Genomic DNA, 7670 nt, shown 5'->3' with positions numbered 1-7670 from the left:
GTACGGGGCGGCCTCGCGCACGAGCGGGCCCACGACCGGGCAGGAGCTCCAGGAAGGCCCGGCAGCGGTTGCGCTGCCGGGCCCCTCTCCGCGCCTGCTCTGCCGCGCTTCAGCGCTTTTCCCTCCGCCTGCTGCGCACCAGCCAGGTGGCTCCCCCGACGGCCAGAGCGACCGGCCACTCGAGAGCCCCCGCGACAGCGAGCGCTCCCAGGCCCCCGTAGAAGACCATGTCCCGTGCGGGCAGGTTCTCCATCCGGGCGGGCAGGTTCTCCAGGCGGGAGGGCAGTTTCTCCACGCTGAGGTACGGGATCGGGATCGAAGGGTGGAACGTGCGGGTGTGCAGGTGGACACCCGCGCCGTCGGGATGGGTCTCCCCGGCCCTCTCTTGCCGGGCTTGCACACGATCGGTGCGCGGTCGCATGCTCCGGGTCCTGTACTGCCCCTTCTGGGCCCGCACACGCTCAGCGGGCTCCAGCGTGGTCAGAGCAGCTTCTGACAGCTTCTTCTGCGCCCGGACACGCTCGGTGGGCTCAAGCACGGTCTGCGCTGCCGTAGACATACCCTCTCCTCCTCCCTTGGAGTCGGTATCGGTGTGCCTCCTCTTCCATCCTCGCGCACCCTCCGCCATACCACGACGCCAGACCCTTCGGTGCTGCGGCACCCGGGCAGCACGTCGCACCAGGCGTACCGCGGCGTGGACCTCGCCGGCCCGGAGGCCGGTGGCGCAGCGATGGGTTCCGGGGGCGCGCGGGGTCCACGGGCACGGAAGGCGCCCGAGGGGAACGGTGACCGCTGAAGAGAGGATCGATCACGTCCACCCGGCCGTTGACGGGCCCCGGACGGCAGACCGCCGCAGGGAAGGTGCTGTGGCACTTCACGATGTCGCTGGACGGGTTCGTGGCGGGCCCGCGCCACGCGATGGACTGGATGACGGGGGTCTCGCTGCGTCCCGGCATCGTCGAGGAGTACGCCGAGACGACCGGCGCCGTACCGGGGGGCCGGGACGGCTTTGACGCCCACCCCGAGGCCAGCGGCGTCCACGGCGGCGCGTGGCAGGGGCCGGTCCTCGTCCTCGCGCACCATCCCGACGACGCGCGGCCCGCCGCCGGGGCCTTCGTGTCCGGCGCCTCGTACGGGCGCACGAAGGTCCGTCGGCACATCGGAGCACCACCCTAACCAGGCAACCAAGCAAACGCTAGGTTTACCGGCGTGACGTGCGCGTGCCGCGGGACCACGAGGCCGGTCGGCCGATCGGGCCGCGGTTCGACGCCCGGCTCCTGCCCGGCTTCACCGTGACCGGCGGTTCTCTACGGGCAGGACTCGCCGAACCTGACCGCTGTGAGCGTCACCGGCCGGCCCTTCAGTTCGGTGCCGGCGCGCGGGATCTGGCCGCACACCTGCCAGTTGCTCTCCACCAGCACCCACCGGCCCTGCGACGTGGCGTCCTTGACGGTGAGCGAGGTGCTGGAATCGAGGGCGGCGCGAGCGACCCTCACCGACTTGCCCGTGAAGTCGGGCATCTTCCCTCCGGCCGCCGACGGCTCGGGCCGGTCCTTCGCCGGACAGGACTCCTCGAGTTTCACCGCGCCGAAGTCCGGCTTCGTGTCGGCCGGGACCGTGCGGTGGCCGGTTCCGTCATCGGGCGGGGCGGCGGTGGACCGTGCCGGCCTTCATCACGAAGTCGACGCGGCCGATGGCTTCGATGTCGTCGAAGGGGTTGCCGCGCAGTGCGACGAGGTCCGCTGTCGCGCCGGGTTCGATCCTGCCCAGGTCGGGTCGGGTCAGGAGTTCGGCGGCGACGCCGGTCGCGCTGCGCAGGGCTCGTAGGGGCGTGATGCCGGACTCGACCAAGGCGGGGAACTCACGCCAGTTGTTCTCGTGGGGGAACATGCCGGCATCGGTGCCGAAGGCGATGCGCACATCGCCGGCGGCCACGTTCCGGGCGCTCTCGCGCAGTCGGTCGGCGTAGCGGGTGAACTTCTCGCGTTCGGCGGGGCTCTTGCCCTCCCAGTAGGCGTCGTCGTCGAGGTGGTCCAGCGCGTCGACGACCATGAACCGGGTGGGAACGAGGAAGACTCCGCGCTCCTCCATCAGCGCCAGGGTGCGGGCGGAGGCGAGGTTGCCGTGTTCGACGGAGCGGACTCCGGCCCGCACGGCGCGGGCCACTCCCTCGTCGCCGTAGGCGTGCGGGGTGCAGGGGATGCCGAGGTCGCCGGCAGCGGCCACCAGCGCGTCCATCTCCTCCTGGGTGAAGGTGACCTGTTCGGGGTCGTCGGCGGGGGTGGCGAATCCTCCGGTGGCGCCGAACTTGATCCAGTCGGCGCCCGCCCGGATGTCCTCGCGCACGGCGCGCACGACCGCGGCGGGGCCGTCGGCGAGCACCCCGATCTCCCGCTGCACATGGGCGGCGAGCAGTGGGGAGAGGTCGCCGTGCCCCCCGCGGGACGAGATCAGGTGCGGGGCGACGATCATGCGAGGGCCGACGGCCAGACCACGGGCCACGGCGTCGCGCAGGGCGAGGGTGACCGGCTCGCCGGCGAACGTGCCCAGGTCACGCACCGTGGTGAAGCCCCGGTCCAGCAGGTCCCGCAGGACCGGGAGGGAGCGCAGTGCGATGGCGGCGGAGGAGTCCGAGACGAAGGCCTGCAGCAGACGTGCGGGGTCCATGGTCGTGTGCACGTGGCAGTCGATGAGGCCGGGGAGCAGCATACGGTCCCCGAGGTCGATCACCTCCGCGCCGCCGCGGTCGACGCGTGGTCCGACCTCGGCGATGCGCCCCCCGCGGACCGCTGTTTCGACACGACCGCCCGGCTGTTCGGCGAGCCCGTCCCACCACTGGCCCGCGACCAGGACCACGTCCGTACCGTCGCCCTCTCCTGCCACGTTTCCGACCCTCCGCCCCGCAGCTGTCGGATCCCTCACCAAGAAATATGGGCCCGGCCACCGAGTGGCGCATCCGCAACGGCCCCTGCCGGACGCAGGACCACGGACCGCGGACAACCCTTCGCGAAGAAATCTTTGCGAAGAAGTCTTTGCGAAGGGATGTTTGCGGTCTAGAGTGCGCGACATGAGCGATACGAACACGGGGCAGGACGGCCCCCACGTCGAAGCGGACGCGGTCGTACTGGACGCCAAGGGGCTGCGTGCCCTGGCGCATCCGGTGCGGGTGCAGCTGGTCGGCCTGCTGCGGAAGTACGGCCCGTCGACGGCCACCCGCCTCGCGGAGCGGCTGGGCGTGAACTCCGGTACGGCCAGCTACCACCTCCGGCAGCTCGGCGCGGCCGGTTTCGTGGAGGAGGACACCGAACGCGGCAACGCGCGGGAGCGCTGGTGGCGTTCGGTGCACCGGACGACCTGGTTCAACGACCCGGAGCTGGCCGAGCGGGAGCCCGAGGCCGCACTGGCCTACCAGCAGTCCGTCGCCGCCATCTACACCCTGCGCACGCAGCAGACCCTGAACGGGCTTCGGACGATGCCCCGCGCATGGCGGGACACCTTCGACATGAGCGACTGGGCCCTGCGGCTCACGCCCGAGGAGGCCGCCGCCCTGTACCGGGAGTTGACGGAAGTCATCGCGCGCTACCGGCGAGACGCGCCGGAGGCGGCGGCACATGCCCCCGAGGGAGCCGAACGGGTCGCCGTGATCACGCAGATCCTGCCCGAACTGGACGCGCCCGCCGCGCCGTCGCTCCCTTCCGGGCCCCAGGAAGCGGAAGGAGACCCGGCCTCATGACCGACGACGCCCCGGAGGCCGGCGGCATACCCGGCAAGAGGTCCTTACGGCCACTGGGCGGGGTGCTGGCGGCCATGGCCGTGTCGCTGACCGGCACTCGGATCTCCGTCGTGGCACTGCCCTGGTTCGTCCTCGTCACGACCGGCAGCGCCACCCTGACCGGACTGGTCGCCTTCTGCGAGATGGCTCCCTACGTGGTGGTCAAGGCGCTCACCGGACCGCTGGTGGACCGGATCGGCCCGCGGGCCGTTTCCTGGACCACCGATCTGGCCAGCGCGACCGCCGCCGCCGCGGTTCCCCTGCTCCACGCCCTGGACCTGCTCTCCTTCCCCCTTCTGCTGGCCCTGGTCGCACTGATCGGCGCGGCCCGGGGCCCCGGCGACCTGGCCAAGGAGGTGATGGTCCCGGAGGCGGCCGAGCGCGGCCGGGTGCCGCTGGAACGGGCCACCGGTCTGTCCGGCGTGATCGAGCGGCTCGCCTCCACCGTCGGCCTGGCGGTCGGCGGATCCCTGGTGGCGCTGCTCGGTCCCCTGACGGGACTCGCCGTCAACGCGGGCTGCTTCGCCCTCGGGTCGGTGATCGTCAAACTCGCGCTGCCCCGCGGCATGGGGCACGCGGCCGAGGAGGCCCCCTCGCAGGCCGGGGAGACGGGACCGGGTTACTGGCGGCGGTTCGGCGAGGGCTTCACCTTCCTGCGCGGCGAGCCGCTGCTGCTCACCGTCATCGTCATGGTCGGCATCACCAACCTGCTGGACGCGGGGTTCAACACGGTGCTCGTGCCCGTCTGGGCCAGGGAGTCCGGCGGCGGACCGGCTGCGATCGGCCTGCTGGGCAGCGTGCTGGGAGCCGCGGCGGTCGGCGGGAGCCTGATCGCCGCGGTGGTCGCGCACCGGCTGCGACGGCGGGTGGTGTTCTTCGCCGGGTTCCTGCTGGCCGGGGCGCCGAGGTTCGCGGTCCTCGCCCTCGATGCGCCGATGGGGGTGGTGGCGGCGGCGTTCGCGGTCAGTGGATTCGGTGCGGGCTTCATCAACCCCGTGCTGGGAGCGGTTCTCTTCGAGCGGGTGCCGCGCCGGATGCTGGGCCGGGTCAACGCCCTCGGCGACTCGCTGTCCTGGGCCGGCATCCCTCTCGGCGGGCTGCTCGCCGGGGCGGCGGTGACCGCTGTCGGTCTCGTGCCGGTGCTGCTCGCCTGCGGCGCCGCGTACTTCCTCACCACGAGCCTGACCGGGCTGCGTCCGGAGTGGCGCGAGATGGACCGCCCGGGCGGACGCGGCGCACGGGAACGGCCCCCCGGGGAACAGGCTCAGCCGGTCAGTGGCCGTCCCTCCGCGTGACGCCCGCCGTGCCCACGTACTCCAGGGTGGCCACGACCAGCGCCTGGACGCCCGTGTCCAGCGTGGGGCGGCGGACCGGGGCGAACCGGGGGCTGTGGTTGACCGGGACGTCCTGGTCGACCGTGCCGCGCTCCGCCGCCGCCCGGTAGGTGCCGGGGTCGGCCCCGCCGATCCCCCAGTACGTGAACGGGGTCCCCAGCGCGCGGGGGATGTCGCTGAAGTCCTCGCTGGCGCTCTGCAGTCCGATGGTGCTGTGGCGGTCCCCGAAGTACGAGGAGAAGGCCTCGGCGACGCGTGCGGTGACGCCGTCGTCGTTCACGGTCGGCGGGAACCGGCTGGTCTCCTCGAAGTCCGGCTCGGCGGTGGCGCCGGAGGCCTCGCACTCGGCCCTGACGATCCGCCGGACGGAGTCCAGCACCCGCTTGCGGGTCGCGTCGTCGTACGTGCGCACGTTGAGCCGGATCTCGGCGGTGTCCGGGATGACGTTGCCGGCCGTACCGGAGTTGACGGCGCCCACGGTGACGACGGCCGGTGTGGTGGCGGCCAGTTCGCGGGAGACGATCGTCTGCAGCCGTACGACGGTCATGGCGGCCATGACCACGGGGTCGACGGCGGCCTGCGGCGCGGAGCCGTGGGCGCCGCGGCCGTGCAGGGTGACGGTCAGGCCGTCGGCGGCCGAGAGGAAGGAGCCGGCGCGGGTGCCGACGTACCCGGCGGGGTGGGGCAGGACGTGCTGGGCGAGGGCGACGTCCGGTTTCGGGATCAGGCCGGCGAGCCCGTCCCCGACCATGCCGCGCGCACCGTCGCCCGTCTCCTCCGCCGGCTGGAACAAGGCGATCAGCGTGCCGGACCACGACTGCGGGGAGGCCGCCATCAGCCGGGCGGCCCCCAGCAGGCAGGTGACGTGCACGTCGTGCCCGCAGGCGTGCGCGACCGGCACGGTGGTGCCGGAGGCGTCCTGGGCGGTGACCGAACTCGCGTACGGCAGACCCGTGTCCTCCTTGACGGGGAGGGCGTCCATGTCCGCGCGCAGCAGGACGACCGGGCCGTCGCCGTTGGCCAGGACGCCGACGACACCGTTGCCTCCGACGCCCTCGTGGACCTCGTAGCCCCAGGACCGGAGCCGTTCGGCCGCTTCGCCCGCCGTACGGTGCTCCTGGTGGCTGAGCTCGGGGTGGGCGTGCAGGTCCTCGTAGACGCGCTCCAGGTCGGCCCGGATGCCGTCGAGCCCGTCCAGGACTTCGGAGGCCGCCCCGTGGCGGCCGTTCTCCGACATGGTCATGATCGGTGCCTCACTCTCTTGGGTCCTGCCCGTGCCGCCGGATCCGGTCGAGCCCGGTCTGCGGCTTCCAGTCGCGGCCGCCGGGCAGGACCCACGACTTGTGCAGGGCGGTGAGCCGGAGGACGGTGCCCACGGCGATGCCGGCCACGATGCCGAGGGTGGAGAACTTCAGCTCCGCGCAGATCACGAGAATCGCGCTGACGAGGAGGGCGACGGACGCGTAGAGCGGGTTGCCGCTGAAGATGCCCGGGGTGCCGCCCAGCAGCAGGTCGCGAACCGCTCCCCCGCCCACCGCCGTGATCATGCCGAGCAGCACGGCCGGCAGCCAGCCCAGCCCGGCACCGAGGGTCTTCTGCGCACCGGCGACCGCCCAGAAGCTGAGAACGGCGGCGTCGAGCAGGGTGAAGGAGCGGCTGGAGGTCTGCTTGCCCACGTCGAAGAGGAAGGCCAGCAGGGTGCCGGCGAGGGCGGTGGGGAGGTAGACGTAGTCGGTGAGCGCCACGGGGGTGCCGTGCTGCAGCAGGACGTCGCGGATGACGCCACCGCCCAGCCCGGAGACGACGCCGATGGCGAGGTACCCGAACAGGTCGAAGTTCCGCTCCCGGGCGAGCACGCCGCCGAGCAGGCCGTTGGCGAAGACGCCCGCCAGATCCAGTCCGCGTGTCACCTCCGCCACGCCCCCCTGGGAGAGCCAGGTGGTCATGGGCCGTCTTCCTTCCTCCGCCCCTCCCAGTGAACCGCGCGGGCCGGTCGGGCGCCTTTGGGCGGCGAGAGCGTTGGTCCACGCGGAGGAGTGCCCAAAACGGCGCGGCGCAAGCGCACGCGTCGGGACCTGGCCCCTGGAACGGCGCAGGGCCAGTACGGTGGGAACATGCGTGACGGCGTGGTGACGCTGTTCCTGTGCGGCGACGTGATGCTCGGCCGCGGCGTCGACCAGGTCCTCGCGTGCCCCGGCGATCCCGCCCTGCGGGAGGGCTGGATCCGCGACGCCCGGGCCTACGTCGAGCTGGCGGAGGCGGCGAACGGGCCGATCCCCGCTCCGGTCCCGCTGGCGTGGCCGTGGGGCGAGGCCCTGCGGGTGCTGGCGGCGGCCGCCCCGGACGTACGGATCGTGAATCTGGAGACCTCCGTGACGCGCGGTGACACGTTCGCTCCGGGCAAGGAGGTCCACTACCGGATGCACCCGGCCAACGTTGCCCTTGCCGAAAATCTCGTCCATGCAGGTCAGGCCGCATGGTGGTACTCGTGGAGGGTGCCGCCGAGGCGATCGCGGCGGCGTATGTCGAGGCGGGCGATCTCGTCCGGATCAGTGATCGGCGTG

General features: G+C 72.6%; 9 protein-coding genes. 4 read left to right on the top strand and 5 right to left on the bottom strand.

What is annotated here, in order from left to right; genetic code table 11:
- Positions 1–109: 109 nt before the first annotated feature.
- Positions 110–559, bottom strand: a complete 450-nt coding sequence (locus C1I97_RS26315) for a hypothetical protein (RefSeq protein ID WP_111005645.1) — start codon at positions 557–559, stop codon at positions 110–112.
- A 266-nt stretch (positions 560–825) separates the two neighbouring features.
- Between C1I97_RS26315 and C1I97_RS26310 the strand changes: the two genes are divergently transcribed.
- Entirely contained in the window at positions 826–1176 is a 351-nt protein-coding gene (locus tag C1I97_RS26310) for a hypothetical protein (protein ID WP_220040860.1), read from the top strand.
- A 131-nt stretch (positions 1177–1307) separates the two neighbouring features.
- On the opposite strand, the gene C1I97_RS26305 is transcribed toward C1I97_RS26310, so the two are convergent.
- Both C1I97_RS26305 and C1I97_RS26300 read right to left on the bottom strand, forming a co-directional pair.
- Positions 1308–1520 carry a PASTA domain-containing protein gene (locus C1I97_RS26305; protein WP_111005647.1) on the bottom strand — a complete coding sequence of 71 codons (213 nt, stop codon included), beginning with the start codon at positions 1518–1520 and terminating at the stop codon, positions 1308–1310.
- A gap of 115 nt (positions 1521–1635) precedes the next feature.
- Positions 1636–2883 carry a metal-dependent hydrolase family protein gene (locus C1I97_RS26300; RefSeq protein ID WP_258382747.1) on the bottom strand — a complete coding sequence of 416 codons (1248 nt, stop codon included), beginning with the start codon at positions 2881–2883 and terminating at the stop codon, positions 1636–1638.
- 184 nt (positions 2884–3067) lie between these two features.
- Between C1I97_RS26300 and C1I97_RS26295 the strand changes: the two genes are divergently transcribed.
- Both C1I97_RS26295 and C1I97_RS26290 read left to right on the top strand, forming a co-directional pair.
- On the top strand, positions 3068–3733 hold the full coding sequence (locus C1I97_RS26295; RefSeq protein ID WP_111005646.1) for an ArsR/SmtB family transcription factor: 666 nt from the start codon (positions 3068–3070) through the stop codon (positions 3731–3733).
- A complete protein-coding gene (locus tag C1I97_RS26290) occupies positions 3730–5067 on the top strand; it encodes an MFS transporter (RefSeq protein ID WP_111005643.1) in 1338 nt (445 codons plus the stop codon). Before C1I97_RS26295 ends, C1I97_RS26290 begins: the two co-directional genes overlap by 4 nt.
- On the opposite strand, the gene C1I97_RS26285 is transcribed toward C1I97_RS26290, so the two are convergent.
- On the bottom strand, positions 5045–6349 hold the full coding sequence (locus tag C1I97_RS26285; RefSeq protein WP_111005642.1) for an amidohydrolase: 1305 nt from the start codon (positions 6347–6349) through the stop codon (positions 5045–5047). The genes C1I97_RS26290 and C1I97_RS26285 overlap by 23 nt on opposite strands.
- Before the next feature lie 10 nt (positions 6350–6359).
- Positions 6360–7052 (bottom strand): trimeric intracellular cation channel family protein, encoded by a 693-nt coding sequence (locus C1I97_RS26280; RefSeq protein WP_111005641.1) that lies wholly within the window; start codon positions 7050–7052, stop codon positions 6360–6362.
- Positions 7053–7220: 168 nt separating this feature from the next.
- Here C1I97_RS26280 and C1I97_RS26275 point away from each other — a divergent pair.
- The coding region (locus C1I97_RS26275; RefSeq protein WP_258382746.1) for a CapA family protein at positions 7221–7670 on the top strand (450 nt) is incomplete at its 3' end.

It is taken from the genome of Streptomyces sp. NTH33 (assembly GCF_003236365.1).
Lineage (GTDB): Bacteria > Actinomycetota > Actinomycetes > Streptomycetales > Streptomycetaceae > Streptomyces.
Note: the sequence above shows the minus strand (reverse complement) of the source record. Positions and strands in the feature narration are given on the sequence as shown.